This is a genomic window from Psychroserpens sp. NJDZ02, assembly GCF_004843725.1.
GTDB lineage: Bacteria > Bacteroidota > Bacteroidia > Flavobacteriales > Flavobacteriaceae > Olleya.
Map to the genome: position 1 here is coordinate 3,650,796 of NZ_CP039451.1, position 16,786 is coordinate 3,667,581.

Genomic DNA, 16,786 nt, shown 5'->3' on the forward strand with positions numbered 1-16,786 from the left:
ATGTATTATGAAAACTTCAGAAAATAAATACCGTCTTGAAATGACAGGAATCTCCAAAAGTTTTGGTGTGGTTTCAGTACTTAAAGATGTTAACCTAAAAGTAAAACCAGGAGAAATTCATGCGTTGTTAGGTGAAAATGGTGCCGGGAAATCAACCTTAGTTAAAATATTAAGTGGTGTCCATCATAAAGATTCTGGAAGAGTTGTTTTAAATGGGACAGAGATTAATCCTAAAAACACACATGAAGGCCAGGTTTTAGGGATTAGTGTTGTGTATCAAGAATTATCTTTAGTAAACGATTTATCGGTTGCAGAAAATATCTATTTGCACAAATTAGGGGCGAGTAAGTTTTGGATGAATTGGGATAAAATAACAAATGACGCACAGGCCTTAATTGATTCTTTAGGTTTTGAAATTGATGCTTCAGCCAAAGTAAGAGATTTAAGTATTGTCCAAAAACAGGTCGTAGAGATTGCAAAAGCACTATCTGAAGATACTAAAGTGTTGGTTTTGGATGAACCAACAACGGTATTTGATCCAACAGATATTAAAAAGTTATTTGACAACCTTTTTAGATTACGAGATCAAGGGATTTCTATCATCTATATATCACATCATTTAGACGAGATTTTTAAGATAGCAGATTCTATTACGGTTCTAAGGGATGGTGTAGATACAGGAAGTATGGCGGTTAAAGATACGGATACGGATGGTGTTATTCGCTTAATGATTGGTCGTGAGCTTAAGGATTTGTATCCAGTACGCGATGTTGAGATTGGACACGATCCTATTTTTGAAGTTAAAAACTTAACCGCAAAAGAGACTCTAGTGCATGATGTGTCTTTTTCTGTAAGACCAGGAGAGGTCTTAGGTATTGCTGGATTAGGAGGTAGTGGAAGAACGGAAACCGCTAAGTTAATTTTTGGCGCGGATAAAAAGAAGTCAGGCACCTTATTATTAAACGGTAAAGAGATTAAAACAAAATCTCCTGTAGATGCTGCGACGCATCAAATTGGCTTTGTGTCTGAAGACCGAAAAGAAGAAGGTGTGTTTTTACCGTTATCCATTAGACGGAATATTAGCGTGACTAGCTTTAAGTCTATTTCTGGTAAACTAGGCTTTATTAAGGTGGATGATGAGTATAAAAATGTTTTGGGTTTAATTGAAAAATTGAATATCAAAGCCCCAAGTTCTGAGGTTAATGTTAAAAACCTTAGTGGTGGAAATCAACAAAAAGTAGCCTTAGCAAAATGGTTAAGCATCGATAGTAAAGTCATTTTTATTGACGAACCTACAAGAGGGGTTGATGTTGGTGCTAAAATTGAAATTTACAACCTAATAAATGAAGTCGCTAAAAAAGGGGTTGGTGTCGTCGTAATATCGTCGGATATGCCAGAAATTATGGGAATTTCAGACCGGATTTTAGTGATGCATAAAGGTACGGTTTATGGCGAGTTGCAGAAAGCGCAATTTTCAGAAGAAAACATATTAAGATACGCTATCGGTAAGCAATTAAAATAATACAACTAAACAATAAAACATTTTCGTTATGGCTTTAACAATAAAAGAACAACTAAGCAGTCCTGGAGGCATACTAAAGTTTTTAGTAAAGTATAATACCATATTTATTTTCCTTTTATTAGTCCTGTTTTCAGCACTGATTTCTGATGTGTTTTTTACATCAGTAAACCTTTCCAATTTATTAAAACAAGTGTCAGGTATAGGTATTATTAGTATTGGTATGCTTATCGTGATTCTAACAGGTGGTATTGATTTGTCTGTAGGATCCATGGTTGCTTTATTAGCAGTCACCTTTGCTATATTAATAAATCTTATAATTTTACCACTAGCCATTGTATTTACTATTGCTATTGGTTTTGGTTTGGGGAGTATTTCTGGATATCTAGTAGCTTATCAAAAAATGGCTCCTTTTGTCGCCACCTTAGCCTTAATGACTATTGCTAGAGGTTTAGGGTTTATATATTCTAAGGGCTCTCCAGTTACTTTTAAGACAGCAGGAGGGGTATTTATGTCAGACTTTGCAAATAACGCAACACTAGGGATTCCTAATATAGCTATCGTCTTTTTTCTTATTGTGATTGTAGCTATGGTTATGTTGCGTTACAACGTGTTTGGACGCTTAATAATAGCGATTGGAAGTAACGAAGAAGCGTCACGATTATCAGGTATTAAAGTTAATAAGTATAAGTTTTTAGTGTACGCTATTTCTGGTGCTTTGGCAGCGACCGCAGCAATAATTGTAGCCTCTAGAACTAATTTAGGATCGCCAAATATGGGGATGTCATGGGAATTGGACGCTATTGCAGCTGTAGTTATTGGTGGGGCTAGTTTAAATGGTGGTCGAGGAACAGCGATAAATACATTAATGGGAGTTTTGATTTTAGGTTTAATAGGGAATATTTTAAACTTATTAAATGTACCATCATACCCACAACAAGTAGTTAAAGGAGGAATTATAATATTTGCGGTTTTACTTCAAAGGTTTGAAAGCAAATAAACACACGATTAAAATGAAAAATTACAAATTAAACTCTGCAAACCTTTCAAACCTTTCTGAAAGAATTGCTGTACCGCAATACGATAGGTCTAAAGTTAAAACAGGTATTGTACATGTTGGTATTGGTGGTTTTCATAGAGCGCATGAAGCGTTTTATACCGACCAGTTATTACATGATAACTCAGTGACTGATTGGGGAATCTGTGGTGTCGCTTTATTAGATTTTGACACTAAAATTTATAACACCTTAAAAGCGCAAGATGGTTTGTACACTTTGGTTGTTAAGCAATTAGATGGGACACATACCAATCGTGTGATTGGATCGATAGTAGAGTATTTGTTTGCGCCAGAAGATCCTATAAAGGTTATTGAAAAAATGGCAAGTCCAGAGGTTAAAATTATTTCTCTAACCATTACAGAAGGAGGATATAATTATAATGAAGCGACTAAAGCGTTTGATTTTACTAATCCTTTAATTCAACATGATTTAGAAAACCCGCAAGCTCCAAAAACTATTTTTGGATACTTGACGCAAGCCTTAAAATTAAGAAAGGATAGAGGGTTAGTAGGTTGTACGATTCAATCTTGTGATAATATTCAAGGTAATGGACACATGACCAAAAAGATGTTATTGAGTTATGTTACTACAGCAGCACCTGATTTAGTAGCGTGGATTGAAAATAATGTGTCATTTCCAAATGCAATGGTGGATAGGATAACGCCAGTAACTGCTCCGATAGATATTACTATTTTAAGCGAAACATTGGGGGTTGACGACGCTTGGCCTGTAGTTTGCGAGCCTTTTAAACAATGGGTGATTGAGGATGACTTTATAGCAGGTCGTCCAGCATGGGAAACTGTTGGAGCACAATTTGTTGATAATGTGGTGCCTTATGAGAGAATGAAACTAAGTTTATTAAATGCGGGGCATTCTGTATTAGGTATTCTTGGAGCGCTAATAGGATATAATACTATCGATCAATCGGTGTCTAATCCAAATATCGCTACGTTTTTAAATACTTATATGGATGTAGAGGTAACGTCAACTTTAGGTGATTTGGAAGGTGTTAATCTAGACGACTATAAAAAATCACTTTTAGAGCGCTTCGGAAATATTAATATTAAAGATCAAATAGATCGTATTTGTTCAGAAAGCTCTGCCAAATTTCCAATCTTTATTTTACCAACGGTCCAATCTCAGTTAGAAAGTGAAGGGTCTGTGCAGTTAGCAGCCTTTGTTGTAGCAGCTTGGGCTATTTATAGCTTAGGTAAAGATGAGAATGGTGCAGATTTAATTATTAAAGATGCCATGCAATTGGAATTAAAAGAAAAAGCTTTAGAGGCCAAAACTAATCCAGAAGCATTTTTAGAAATAGACTCTATTTTTGGAAACCTTAAGACGTCTTCAGTTTTTGTAGAGGCTTATATTGACGCTTATCAAGATATTGAAAAGCATGGTGTTGAAGTATGTGTAAAAAATAGAAATGCTAACCATTTTACAAAGATTTAATGAAAAATATAGTTTGCTTTGGAGAAGTATTATGGGATGTTTTTCCAACACATAAAAAAATAGGGGGTGCACCATTAAATGTGGCATTACGTTTACAATCTTTAGATAATAATGTGTCTATTATTAGTCGTATTGGTGATGATAAAAAAGGGCGTAAAATTAAGGCGTATATCGTAACACAAGGTGTAAATCCGGAATACGTTCAGGTTGATAAAAAATTGAAGACAGGAAAGGTGAAGGTGATGCTAAACCAAAAAGGATCTGCGTCTTATAATATTATGTTTCCTCGCGCTTGGGATGCTATTCAGTTAACTGAGTCTAATAAAAAAGTGACAGAAAAAGCAGATGCTTTTATTTATGGGAGTTTGGTCGCAAGAGACGATACCTCAAGAGATACATTGTATGCGCTTTTAAAATTAGCCAAGTATAAAATTTTTGACATCAATCTTAGAACGCCTTATTATACAACAGACGTTTTAAGCTATTTAATGCAAGAAGCTGATTTTATAAAATTTAACGATGATGAAATTTTTGAAATAGGAGAGCAGCTAAATTCAAAAACAAATGGTTTAGAACAGAATATTAAATTTATAGCAGAATATACAAATACCCAAACGATCTGTGTTACAAAAGGACGTCATGGCGCTATTTTATATTATAACGATACGTATTACTACAATAGTGGTTATCAAATTGAAGTGGTTGATACAGTAGGTGCAGGAGATTCTTTTTTAGCAACCTTAATTAGTAAACTGCTAAAAGGGGACAACCCACAAGAAGCTATTGACTTTGCTTGTGCTATTGGCGCTTTAGTGGCGGGTAGTGAAGGCGCTAACCCTAAGTTTAGTACAGAAGACATTAATACGTTTATTAACCCTAACTAAATAAATGTATTATATTAAATAGGATTGATAGTGCTATTTAAAAGGCTTTATGTTTACATAAAGCCTTTTTTTTGTTTTATGATATTTGTAAATAAACAATAAAACCCCCTGAAAACAGTGTGCTTATTGTTTAGTATATTGTTTAATATTGTGACTTTATATATACTAGTATTCTATTTTTGCTTTAAATGACTCAATTCATCAATTACAACTTCAAAAAAATACTGTTCTTTATTTTTGTTTTGCCATCATTACTATGGTCTCAAAATGAAAATGATTACACCGTATTTGGGCATACACCAAAGGTTGTAAGCAAGCAGCTATACAAAAGCTTAGGTAAGGCAAAAGCGCCTAATGATCGACTTGTTCTTTTGGATAGTATTGCAGTTCAGTTTTTACCATCTAATAATGCCGATTCTCTGTTTTATTATGGAACAGCAATCGAAAAAGAAGTTTTTAAGATAAAAAGTAATACTGTTTTAAAAGATAAATACAATTTAAAGGCATTGTATTATAAAGGTCTAGGTGGACAAAACATGGGCTTTTTGGATGAGTCTATTGGTTATTTTATAGAAGGAATTACATTAGCAGAGGACCACGGGATAATGTTTCAGCGTTTTCAATTAGCGTTAGCAGATACTTATATTTTAAAAGGTGAGATCGAAAAGGTTAAGTCTATTTTAAAAGTGTTAGAGCCCATTTGTACAACTCCATTAATGTTACTTTATTTTAGAGCAACGCATTCTAATTATTATATCTATACGCATCAATTTGATAAAGCGGAAAAATTAATTAAAAACACACTCCCATTTATAGACAAAGAGAAATATCTCAAAGTATATTTAAGATTGAAGACCATTTTAGGTCGATTAAAACTAAAGGAAGGTAAATTAGATGAAGCCTTATCTATTTTTTATGAAATTAAAGAGGAAACTTTAAATGGAGGTTTTTATGATTTATATATTACTATTACTTTATATGAAGGAGAAATTTATAGTGCAAAAGAAAATTATCCAGTTGCGGAAATGATACTAAGTACAGCCTATGTTAACGCTGTACAATGGAATCAATTAAACTTAGAACAACGTGTTATTAGAGGGTTGACGCAACTTTGTGTTTTAAAAGAGGATTATAAAAATGCGTATAACCTAAAAACACAATTAGAGGCGTTAAACTATGAAATTGCTAATAATCAAAACCAACGTAATATAAAAGATTTTGAGTTTAAATATGAAACCTTAAATAAAGAAAAAAAGATACTAACTCTACAAGAAGATAAAGTTAATAAGGAACGCGAAATAGAATATCAAAAGACAATAAAATATGCTATTCTTGTTGGTTTTTTTATCTTGCTTATTCCGATAATATTATTATTAATCGTGTATTATCAGAAGTTGCAAACACAAAGTTTATTGGCGAAACAACAAGAGGTATTGCGTCAGAAGGAAATGACTTCAATACTACAAGTTCAAGAATTAGAGCTAGTAAAGAATACGATTGTGGTTCAAAATAAAGAAAGAGACCGTATTGCTAGAGAGTTACATGATAGTATTGGTAGTAATATTGCGGGTGTAAAATTACAAATGAATAATCTCCTAGATAATAATCCTGAAGTAGGATCCTTATTAGCGCAATTAGAAAAAACGTATCAACATGTCCGAGATATTTCACACAGTTTGATTCCTAATGAGTTTAAAGAAAATAATTTTACTGTTTTAGTAAAAAATTATATAGCAACGCTAAAACAAAGCAATGCGGTGGTTATTAATTTTGAAGCCTATCCAGAAAAAGCAGTGAACGCTTTAAACTACACACAGCAATCAAATATATTGAATATTATAAAAGAATTGATGACTAATGCTTTCAAGCATGCTAAAGCGGCTGAGATAGATTTGCAAATTAGTATACTTCAAGACGAAAAAAGTATTGAGTTACTTTATGAAGATGATGGTGTTGGTTTTGATTTAGAAATAATTAACAAAGGTATTGGAATACAAAACATAGAGCATAGAGTTAAAATATTTAATGGAAAACTTTCAATTAATTCCGCTTTAAATAGAGGTACAGTAATAACGATAAGCATTCCAAAACAAGACTAGTATTATGATAGAACAGTACAATATTATTATCGCAGACGACCATAGTATGTTTTTAGACGGATTACGAAGTATTCTTTCTGAAGAAAAAAACATAACGATTGTCTTAGCAGCAACAAAAGGAACCCAAGTTACTAAGTACTTAGAGATTAATTTAGATCAAAAAATAGACTTAGTAATTACGGATATTAATATGCCTGAAATGGATGGGATTGCTTTAAATAAGGCTATAAAAGAGCAATTTTCTGGTGTAAAAACCTTAGTAGTAAGTATGCTTGAAGAGCCTCTTAAAATTCAAAGTTTAATTGATGCTGAGGCTAATGGGTATTTATCTAAAAATGCTGAAAAATCAGAACTTTTAAAAGCGATTAAAACTATTCTTAGTGGAGAGAACTATTTTTCTCCTAGGATAAAAAATATTTTAATGGAAGCTTTGTTTGTTGCTAGATCTCAGCCAGAAATTTCTTTAACTAAAAGAGAGAAAGAAGTATTGAAACTTATCGCCAAAGAGTTTACAACAAAGGAAATTGCCTCTCAATTGTTTTTAAGCACGCACACTATAGAAAGTTATCGTAAAAATTTAATTTCAAAGTTAGAGGTGCGCAACATTGCTGGCTTAACACGTTATGCCATGGAGCATGGGCTTATAGATTAGTTTAAATTTTGGCTATCCCTGAAAGTAGGGAGGTAAATTTCACTACATTTGGTATTAAATAGATTTATAAATCTATGCATCTTTGCACCATAACAAATAACAAATTAAAAACTACACATTATGATTTACGGAATTACATTAATCCTTTTAAGTATTATCGCAGTACCATCGCTAATTTTAGCAAAAAAACCTAACGCACAAGAGTTATTAGACAAAATTGAACCTTACCAAGGTTGGATTGGTTTAATCTTTTGTTTAGGTGGTATTTGGGGGATTATTTCAGCCTTTTTAAACATTGGTTGGTTAACTACTTTACCAATCTGGTGGATTACACTTTTAGCAGGAAGTTTAGTGCAAGCTGTTTTAGGTTTCATGTTAGGATTTGGAATGATTAATAAGTTAATATTAAGTAACAATGATGCTGCACAACAAAAAGCAGAAGAATTAAGAGTGAAATTAGCGCCAAAATTAGGTAAATTAGGTATACTAGGTCTTATCGTTGGTGGTTGGATGATTGTTGCTTCATTAACTTTTATGTAAGCCTAAGTCGTTAATTAAATATATATTAAACTAATAAAATACGTTGTAGCGTATTTATAACCTGTCTAACTTTAAGTTGGACAGGTTTTTTATTTACATACTGTTTTAAGTCGTAAATGAGACTTCTAGTAGGTGTACAAAATAGTTTCAAATCTATAGATTTGCTATTGTAAAATGCTTTTCCTTTTAGCATCTTTGTAATATGATTTATCAGTCTATTACAAAACATATTACTAATCACATCTCGCCATCGCAAGACGATCTGCAATTATTTAATTCTGTTTTAACTCAAGTGTCTGTTTCTAAAGGACAATATTTACTTAAGCCAGGAACTTATGTAAAGCATCAGTATTTTGTAGTAAAAGGCTGTTTAAAGGCTTATTATATAGATGATAAAGGGAATAATCATATCATACAGTTTGCTGTGGAAAATTGGTGGATAGGAGATTTTGAAGCCTTTTTTAATCAAACACCTGCTAAATTATATATCGAGGCTATTGAGGATGCACAGTTATTGTCCATTAATTATGATACGCTTCAAAAGATATATGAGCAAGCACCTATTTATGAGCGCTATTTTAGATTATTATTAACAAGCGCTTTTATCGGTCAAAGTAAACGCATATTGTCTTCGCAAGAAAAGAATACCAAAGAGCGGTATTTAGAATTTTGTGCCTCGTATCCATTGATTGAAGACCGTGTGCCAAACTATGATATTGCTAACTATTTGGGTGTTACACCAGAAAACTTGAGTAGAGTCCGAAGGCTTATAAAAAGTTAAATCTATCTTAATTGATTTACATCAATGCTATTGGTTGTTATGTAGTGTAACTTTGTTATTATTAATAACTTACATTATTTACAATGAAAAAGCAATCCTTATTAACACCATACAATACAAATTTAAATCTTAAAAACAGAGTCGTTATGGCACCGATGACACGTAGTCGTGCTAATAACGAAGGTAAAGTAGCGACGGATGAGTTGCAAGGTTTATATTATGAGCAACGCGCTTCTGCAGGCTTACTAATAACAGAAGGTTCTCAAGTATCAGAAAAAGCTGTAGGGTATATAAATACACCTGGAATTTATACAGATGCACAAGTAGACGGTTGGAAAAAAGTAACTAAGCGTGTACATGATAAAGGTGGTAAAATCTTTATTCAATTATGGCATGTTGGACGTATGTCGCATCCCGATTTTCATAATGGTGAATTGCCAGTTTCGGCTTCAGCCTTAAATCCAAATGCTAAATCATTTACTCCAGAAGGTTTTAAAGATACAGTGACGCCCAAAGCAATGACTATTGCGGATATTAAGCAAACGGTAGATGATTTTAAAAATGCAGCAACAAATGCTATAAAAGCGGGATTTGACGGCGTAGAGATTCATTCTTCAAACGGGTATTTATTTCAGCAATTCATTAATGGTTGTTCAAATAAAAGAACGGACGACTATGGCGGTAGTTTAGAAAACAGAGCGCGGTTCTTCTTTGAGGTTGTAGATGCTATGAAGACTGTTATTCCTCAGGAGAAAATAGGTGTTCGTTTCAATCCATCTTTGCACGGTATGTTTGGAATTACTTTAGATGAAGACACGATTCCTACGTTTGAATACATCATTAAAAAACTAAACGATTACAATTTAGCGTACGTACATTTATCGGAACCGTTTACAGATGTTTCTGAAGTACCTTTTGCGGTAACCGAAATCGCTAAGCATTTTAGACCATTATATAACGGAACATTAATGATTAACACTGCGTTTGATAAAAATAAAGGAAACAAAGTTATTGACGCTGGTGAAGCTGATCTGGTAGCTTATGGAAAACCATTTATCTCTAATCCGGATTTAGTAGAACGTTTTGAAAATAATTTAGAGTTAGCAGATTGGGATCAAGAGACATTTTACACAACAGGAGTAAAAGGATTTACAGATTACCCAAAAGCATCTAAATAATTAATTAGTTTAACTTAAAACACACAACATGAAATTTACAAGAAAAGCAACTGCAGAATGGAAAGGTAGTGGTAAAGATGGACAAGGGAGCTTAACGACAGGAAGTAAGGTTTTAGATAAAACAAACTATTCCTTTCATACACGCTTTGAGGATGGCGAGAAAGGAACCAATCCAGAAGAATTAATAGGAGCGGCACATGCGGGTTGTTTTGCTATGCAATTAAGTTTTTTATTAAATGAAAGTAATTTTACGGCAACGACTTTAGATGTTGACGCTAACGTTACTTTTGAGGATGGGGCGATTACAAAAATCACGCTAAACCTAGTAGGGATTGTTCCAGAGATTGATGCAGAACAATTTCAACAAATAGCACATAAAGCCAAAGAGGTTTGCCCTGTTTCGAAAGTATTAAACACAGAAATTGAGTTAATTGTAACTTTAAAAAAATCATAATAATGACAACTACAACAGTAAAAGCATATGGTGCAACCGCATCAACCGAAGATTTAAAACCGTTAGATATTCAGCGTAGAGCGGTTGGAGCAGACGATGTAAAGATAGATATTACGTTTTGTGGTGTATGTCATAGTGATATTCATACCGTAAGAAATGACTGGAAAGGGTCTACTTATCCTGTCATTCCTGGACACGAAATTATTGGTCGTGTATTAGAAGTAGGTCCAGGAGTTACTAAATATAAAGTAGGAGATAGAGTAGGTGTAGGTTGTTTAGTAGATTCTTGCCAAACATGTGCCTCTTGTGAACAAGATTTAGAACAGTTTTGCGAGAAAGGAGCGACTTGGACATATAATAGTCCAGATAAGCATATAGAAGGTGCGCAAACTTATGGCGGGTATTCTACATCGGTAGTTGTGGACGAAAAATTTGTATTACGTATTCCGGAGAATTTAGACGAAGCAGCTACAGCGCCATTATTATGCGCAGGAGTTACTACTTGGTCACCATTAAGTCACTGGAAAGTAAAAAAAGGAGATAAAGTAGGCGTTATTGGTTTAGGGGGATTAGGACATATGGGGGTAAAGTTTGCGCATGCATTAGGAGCTCAAGTGGTAATGATTACAACGTCTCCAGAAAAAGGGAAAGATGCCAAAAGATTAGGAGCGCATGAAGTATTGGTGTCTAAGGATGCTGAGGCTATGAAAGCACACCAAGGTAGTTTTGATTTTATCTTAAACACTATTCCTGTTGGTCATGAAATGGATCCTTATTTAGGATTGCTTAAAATTGATGCTACTATGGTATTAGTTGGAGCGGTGGAGCCTTTAAAACCGTTTCATAGAGGAAGTATCATCGGAGGACGTAAGCGTATTGCTGGTTCATTAATTGGAGGTATTAAAGAAACACAAGAAATGTTAGATTTTTGTGGGGAACATAATATTACAAGCGATATCGAACTTATTGACATGCAAGATATAAACAATGCTTACGAGCGTATTACAAGTAACGATGTTAAGTATAGATTTGTAATTGACATGAAGTCTCTTAAAGCATAATATTTAAAATACAGTGTATATTACAACAGCATCTAATTTAGAATTAGATGCTGTTTTTGTTTTGTAATGTTTGGGGTTAAGCCTGCTGTTTATTGTTTTAACTTAAACGTAAGGGTTTAAAGTTGATAAAAAGTAGAGTGTAGATCAACAGAAGTAGTAAATACCATGTGTTTGATACTAAATCTAAATAATCTATTTTTCCTTTAGAAAAACTTAAAATCATTAAAACTTGTGCTCCATAAGGTAAAAGACCTTGCGTAATACAAGCAAAAATATCTAAAATAGAAGCGGTCTTTTTATTATCTAATTGGTAATCGTCATTTATAGTTTTTGCAATAGGCCCAGTAATTATTATAGAGACCGTGTTATTAGCAATAGCCATATTAGTCGTACTGACTAAGGTTGCAATGCCTAATTGAGCCGTTTTTTTATTCTTAATTAGAGTTTTTATTTTTACTAGTATGAATTCAATTCCACCATTTTTCTTTACCAACGCAGCTAAACCTCCTGTAAGTAGTGATAGTAAGAAAATTTCTGTCATGCTTGTAAAACCAGTGTAGGCAATTTTTGTAGATTCGATAAGTGTAAAATCACCGTAAATAATACCTAACAATCCACCAAATATAACACCTAAAAGTAAAGTTATAAATACATTGACACCTATAATAGACAATACAATTACCAGTAAATAGGGTAGTATTTTTATAATAGAATAGCTATAAACAACTGTTTCTGTTTCGGTAGATTTTAAACCAAAACCTTGAAAAATTAATATGGCAATAGTAAATAAAGCAGCGGGAACAGCAATTTTGATGTTCTGTTTAAATTTATCACTCATTTTACAACCTAAAGACTGTGTGGCTGCAATGGTCGTGTCCGATATAACCGATAGATTATCTCCAAACATACTACCACCTAATAGCGCACCACATAGGATAGCTAAGTCAACACTACTTTTATCTGCAAAACCAACAACTATAGGAGCTAATGCAACGATGGCCCCTACAGAAGTTCCGGTAGAAACCGATAAAAATCCAGCAATTATAAAAACACCAAAATAGATATAGTGTATCGAAATATAGTCCAACCCAAGATTAACAATAGCATCTACACTACCTGTTGCTTTAGTAATTGCAGCAAATGCACCTGCTAATAAATAGATTAAGCACATGGTTAAAATTTTATCGTCACCACACCCTTTTAAAAGGGTTTTAATTTTAGAGTTTATAGATTGTTTAAACATTAAAAAAGCAACAATAATACCTGTAATTACTGCAATAGGAGCAGGAAGTGCATAAAAATCGTTTTGATAAATACCAGCACCTAAGAATGTAAAAACAAAGACCAATAAAGGTATTAATGCTGAAAATTTTGGAGTAATTTTAATTGACTGTTCCATTAATTATATTTCATTTTGAAAAGGAAATAGAATGGACAAATAAAAAGAAATATGAATTAACATTTGTTCCAAATACTTGGCTTATCTATTTAGCACCTTGCTCGTTATTGCAGGTTGCTATCTCCTTTTATTGAGATTCTTGATAATTTATTTAAGTGGGCAAAAATAGTGCTTATATGGTATTGTAATTCTTAAAAAATGTTAATTCTTCACCACAAAATTAAAATTTTTATTTTGTGGTGAACGGGTTGTTTGTAGGCTGTTTATGGTTTGAATCCCTTTTTTAAGACTTTTACTATAAATCTCATCGATAAATAATGAGGTTTTGTATAGTGAATTGCCGCAAACGTCTATCGCTTTGTAATATACTAGTATATAGTTTCATCTTTGAAGTGTAGAATCAAAACACTTAAAAAAATGAAATTATATCTAATACTAGTAAGTCTGTTCTTCGTGCAATTCTCATTTGCACAAGACGCTTCAATCAACACAGCATCTAAGGTGTGGTCATTAGAAGATTGTATTACTTACGCTATAGAAAATAACATTACGGTTAAGGAAGCTGCTTTAAATAAAAGTATTGCCGAAATAGATTATAGTAAATCAAAATCGTCAAGATTACCAAACCTATTTGGTACAGCGTCTCAAAATTTTTCTAGCGGAAACACTATTGACCCAATTACAAGTAGTTATGTTACAGATCAAATAAACAGTACTAATGTTGGTATTAACAGTTCGATGACCTTGTTTCAAGGAAACCAATTGACTAATCAAATTAAACAAAACAAATTAGTATTGGAACAACGTATGTTTCTAGAAGAGGTCGAAAAGAATAATATCGAATTGAATATTTTAGAAGTCTATTTACAAACGCTTTATACTAAAGAAAGTATCGCTATTGCTGAAAACAACTTAGACGCTTCAGAGAAAGAAGTACTAAGAGCAAAAGCCCGTTTAGATGCAGGTACTATTGCCTTAAGTGATTATACAGAAGCACAAAGCCAAGCAGCGACAAATAAGTATAATGTGATTGCTTCTAAAAACGATTACCAACAATACATCATTCAGTTAAAGCAATTACTAGAATTATCGCCTTTAGAGGAGTTAGAGATTGAAACCATTAATGAAAATATGGATTTAATTAATTTAGAAATTGATAAAAATCAATTATACAATAATGCTATTGGCTTTTTACCAGAGATACAAGCAAGCAAATTAAATATAGCTGCAAACGAGAAAGAACTGGACATTGCTAAAGGTGGTTTTTTGCCAACATTGTCTTTAACAGGAAGTATAGGATCGGGTTATACGAGTATTAATGATAATACGTTTTCAGAACAGTTTGATATTAATTTTAATCAGAAAATTGGTGTATCATTAACAATCCCAATTTTTAATCGAAACCAAACAAAAGCCGCGGTTCAAACCGCTACTGTAAACATTGAGAAAGCTCAAATACAAAAACAAGGTGCAGAAAAAGAAGTTTACAAAAAAATAGAAACAGCGTATCAAAATGCAGTTTCTGCTCAAGAGCAAGTCATCGCGGCGGAAGCATCTAAAACAGCAGCAGAGCAGTCGTATAAACTAGCACAGAAAAAGTATGAGTTAGGTGGTTTAAGTACAACTGATTTAGTGATTAGTCAAAACACGTTTACTAATACGCAACAAAACTATTTACAATCTAAATACTTAAATATCTTATATCATCAATTATTACAATTTTATCAAGGAAACGATATCAAACTTTAATCAATACCATTATGAAAAAGAAAATTATAATCAGCATCTTAATATTAGCAGCAATTGGCACAGTAGCCTTTGTGTTTTTAAAAGGTGACGATGCCATCATCGTAGAAGCAAAAACGGTTGTTGCGAAAAAAGCTAATGTAACAACTATGGTTACAGCAACAGGTACTATGGAGCCTATTACGCAAGTAGAAGTAGGAACGCAAGTGTCTGGAGTAGTAGAAAAAATATATGTAGACTACAACAGTATTGTTAAAGAAGGCCAATTAATTGCAGAATTAGACAAAACCAACCTTAACGCATCAAAAACACAAGCACAAGCGGCTTATGATAATGCTGTAAGTCAGAGAAATTACACGCAAACAATTTACGAAAGACAAAAAACATTGTATGATAATCAAGTAATTAGTAAATCAGATTTTGATGATGCTAATTTTAATTATCAAACAGCAAAAGGTACGGTTACTCAGCGTTATTCAGACTTACAATCTGCCATAACAAACTTAGGTTATGCTAATATTTATTCGCCAATAAACGGCGTTGTATTGTCAAGAGCTATAGACGAAGGGCAAACCGTTGCAGCAAGTTTAAGCACACCAACGTTATTTACCATTGCACAAGATTTAAAAGAAATGCAAGTAGAAGCAGATGTAGATGAGGCAGATATAGGACAAGTAATAGAAGGGCAACGTGTTGAGTTTACCGTTGATGCATATATTGGTGAAACCTTTAACGGAATTGTAACACAAGTACGTTTAGATCCAACAGTAACATCAAATGTAGTAACTTATACTGTAGTTATAAAAGCAGATAATCCAGACTTAAAACTTAAGCCAGGTTTAACAGCAACCATTTCAATTTATACTATGGAGTTAAATGATGTGTTGACTGCAGAAGCAAAAGCTGTCAATTTTAAACCAGAAAAAGCGACTTTAGAAGCTTATAATAAACAAGAAGAATTAGGACCTAGTTCTATAGAACGTTCTAGAGAAGGAACTACGCTTTGGGTATTAGAGAATAATGGCGCAATTACTCCTAAAAAGGTAACTCTTGGAGCGAGTGATGGTGTTAATGTAGAGATAGTAAGCGGTATTGCTGAAGGAGAAAAATTAGTATATAGTTTATTAGGAGTTTCTAAATCAGAAGCAGGAACAGACGCTAAAAGTACAAGTCCATTTATGCCACAACGTGGAGGCGGTGGAGGAAAAAGATAAGATTATGAAAAAAGAAATCATAAAAATAGAAAATTTAAAACGTGAGTTTACGATGGGAACCGAAACGGTTCATGCCTTAAAAGGAATATCGTTTAGTATAAAAGAAGGTGAGTTTGTTACCATCATGGGATCTAGTGGTTCTGGTAAAAGTACCATGTTAAATATTTTAGGGTGTTTAGACCAACCAACTTCTGGAGTGTATGAAATTGATGGTGTTAGTGTAAAAGATTTAAGCAGAAATGAGTTAGCAACCATTAGAAACGAAAAGATAGGTTTCATTTTTCAATCGTATAATTTACTAGCAAGAACTTCTGCTATTGAAAACGTAGAGTTACCATTGTTGTATAACAGTAAAGTTAGTACTGAAGAACGAAGGGAACGCGCAATCAAAGCCTTAGAGATGGTTGGTTTGGGCGAACGATTACATCATACACCTTCGCAACTTTCAGGAGGACAACAACAGCGTGTAGCCATAGCAAGATCTTTAGTTAATAATCCAGTAATGATTCTTGCAGATGAAGCTACTGGTAACTTAGATACTAGAACGTCTTATGAGATTATGTCGTTATTTCAGGAGCTAAACAAAAAAGGTATTACCATAACTTTTGTAACGCACGAACCAGACATTGCTACATTTAGTAGTAGAACAGTAGTGTTAAAAGATGGCGAAATTATGCAAGATTATCAAAATCATGATGTGCAATCTGCAGCAACCGAATTAGCAAAATTACCTAAACAAGACCATTAAT

15 protein-coding genes and 1 riboswitch are annotated in these 16,786 nt (G+C 33.2%); of the genes, 14 read left to right on the top strand and 1 reads right to left on the bottom strand.

Annotated elements, in window-relative coordinates:
- Positions 1-7: 7 nt before the first annotated feature.
- From E9099_RS16175 to E9099_RS16225, 11 genes are all read left to right on the top strand, one after another.
- Positions 8-1,522: a sugar ABC transporter ATP-binding protein gene (locus E9099_RS16175; RefSeq protein WP_136584557.1), complete on the top strand. Its 1,515-nt coding sequence runs from the start codon at positions 8-10 to the stop codon at positions 1,520-1,522.
- A gap of 28 nt (positions 1,523-1,550) precedes the next feature.
- Positions 1,551-2,519, top strand: a complete 969-nt coding sequence (locus E9099_RS16180) for an ABC transporter permease (protein ID WP_136584558.1) — start codon at positions 1,551-1,553, stop codon at positions 2,517-2,519.
- Between the two features lie 13 nt (positions 2,520-2,532).
- Complete coding sequence (locus tag E9099_RS16185) at positions 2,533-4,029, top strand: mannitol dehydrogenase family protein (protein WP_136584559.1); 1,497 nt, start codon at positions 2,533-2,535, stop codon at positions 4,027-4,029.
- Positions 4,029-4,913: a carbohydrate kinase family protein gene (locus E9099_RS16190; protein WP_136584560.1), complete on the top strand. Its 885-nt coding sequence runs from the start codon at positions 4,029-4,031 to the stop codon at positions 4,911-4,913. Before E9099_RS16185 ends, E9099_RS16190 begins: the two co-directional genes overlap by 1 nt.
- A gap of 188 nt (positions 4,914-5,101) precedes the next feature.
- Positions 5,102-7,012 (top strand): ATP-binding protein, encoded by a 1,911-nt coding sequence (locus tag E9099_RS16195; protein WP_136584561.1) that lies wholly within the window; start codon positions 5,102-5,104, stop codon positions 7,010-7,012.
- A 4-nt stretch (positions 7,013-7,016) separates the two neighbouring features.
- Positions 7,017-7,664 carry a response regulator gene (locus E9099_RS16200; RefSeq protein ID WP_136584562.1) on the top strand — a complete coding sequence of 216 codons (648 nt, stop codon included), beginning with the start codon at positions 7,017-7,019 and terminating at the stop codon, positions 7,662-7,664.
- A gap of 120 nt (positions 7,665-7,784) precedes the next feature.
- Positions 7,785-8,204: a hypothetical protein gene (locus E9099_RS16205; RefSeq protein ID WP_136584563.1), complete on the top strand. Its 420-nt coding sequence runs from the start codon at positions 7,785-7,787 to the stop codon at positions 8,202-8,204.
- Positions 8,205-8,406: 202 nt separating this feature from the next.
- Positions 8,407-8,985, top strand: a complete 579-nt coding sequence (locus E9099_RS16210; protein WP_317130626.1) for a Crp/Fnr family transcriptional regulator — start codon at positions 8,407-8,409, stop codon at positions 8,983-8,985.
- Between the two features lie 83 nt (positions 8,986-9,068).
- On the top strand, positions 9,069-10,163 hold the full coding sequence (locus E9099_RS16215) for an alkene reductase (RefSeq protein ID WP_136584564.1): 1,095 nt from the start codon (positions 9,069-9,071) through the stop codon (positions 10,161-10,163).
- Between the two features lie 28 nt (positions 10,164-10,191).
- The gene (locus E9099_RS16220) at positions 10,192-10,617 is read left to right on the top strand and encodes an OsmC family protein (RefSeq protein WP_136584565.1); all 426 of its coding nucleotides are present in this window, start codon (positions 10,192-10,194) and stop codon (positions 10,615-10,617) included.
- A gap of 2 nt (positions 10,618-10,619) precedes the next feature.
- Positions 10,620-11,678: an NAD(P)-dependent alcohol dehydrogenase gene (locus E9099_RS16225; RefSeq protein ID WP_136584566.1), complete on the top strand. Its 1,059-nt coding sequence runs from the start codon at positions 10,620-10,622 to the stop codon at positions 11,676-11,678.
- Between the two features lie 97 nt (positions 11,679-11,775).
- On the opposite strand, the gene E9099_RS16230 is transcribed toward E9099_RS16225, so the two are convergent.
- Positions 11,776-13,077, bottom strand: coding sequence for a Na+/H+ antiporter NhaC family protein (locus E9099_RS16230; protein ID WP_136584567.1), 1,302 nt, complete (start codon positions 13,075-13,077; stop codon positions 11,776-11,778).
- A 52-nt stretch (positions 13,078-13,129) separates the two neighbouring features.
- Positions 13,130-13,228, bottom strand: a riboswitch (SAM-I-IV-variant riboswitch).
- Positions 13,229-13,494: 266 nt separating this feature from the next.
- Here E9099_RS16230 and E9099_RS16235 point away from each other — a divergent pair.
- Genes E9099_RS16235 through E9099_RS16245 form a run of 3 tightly spaced genes read left to right on the top strand, consistent with a single transcriptional unit; the run spans position 13,495 to position 16,785 of the window.
- Positions 13,495-14,826 (top strand): TolC family protein, encoded by a 1,332-nt coding sequence (locus tag E9099_RS16235; RefSeq protein ID WP_136584568.1) that lies wholly within the window; start codon positions 13,495-13,497, stop codon positions 14,824-14,826.
- Between the two features lie 11 nt (positions 14,827-14,837).
- Positions 14,838-16,037, top strand: coding sequence for an efflux RND transporter periplasmic adaptor subunit (locus tag E9099_RS16240; protein WP_240788912.1), 1,200 nt, complete (start codon positions 14,838-14,840; stop codon positions 16,035-16,037).
- A 4-nt stretch (positions 16,038-16,041) separates the two neighbouring features.
- Positions 16,042-16,785 carry an ABC transporter ATP-binding protein gene (locus E9099_RS16245; protein ID WP_136584570.1) on the top strand — a complete coding sequence of 248 codons (744 nt, stop codon included), beginning with the start codon at positions 16,042-16,044 and terminating at the stop codon, positions 16,783-16,785.
- Position 16,786 lies beyond the last annotated feature (1 nt).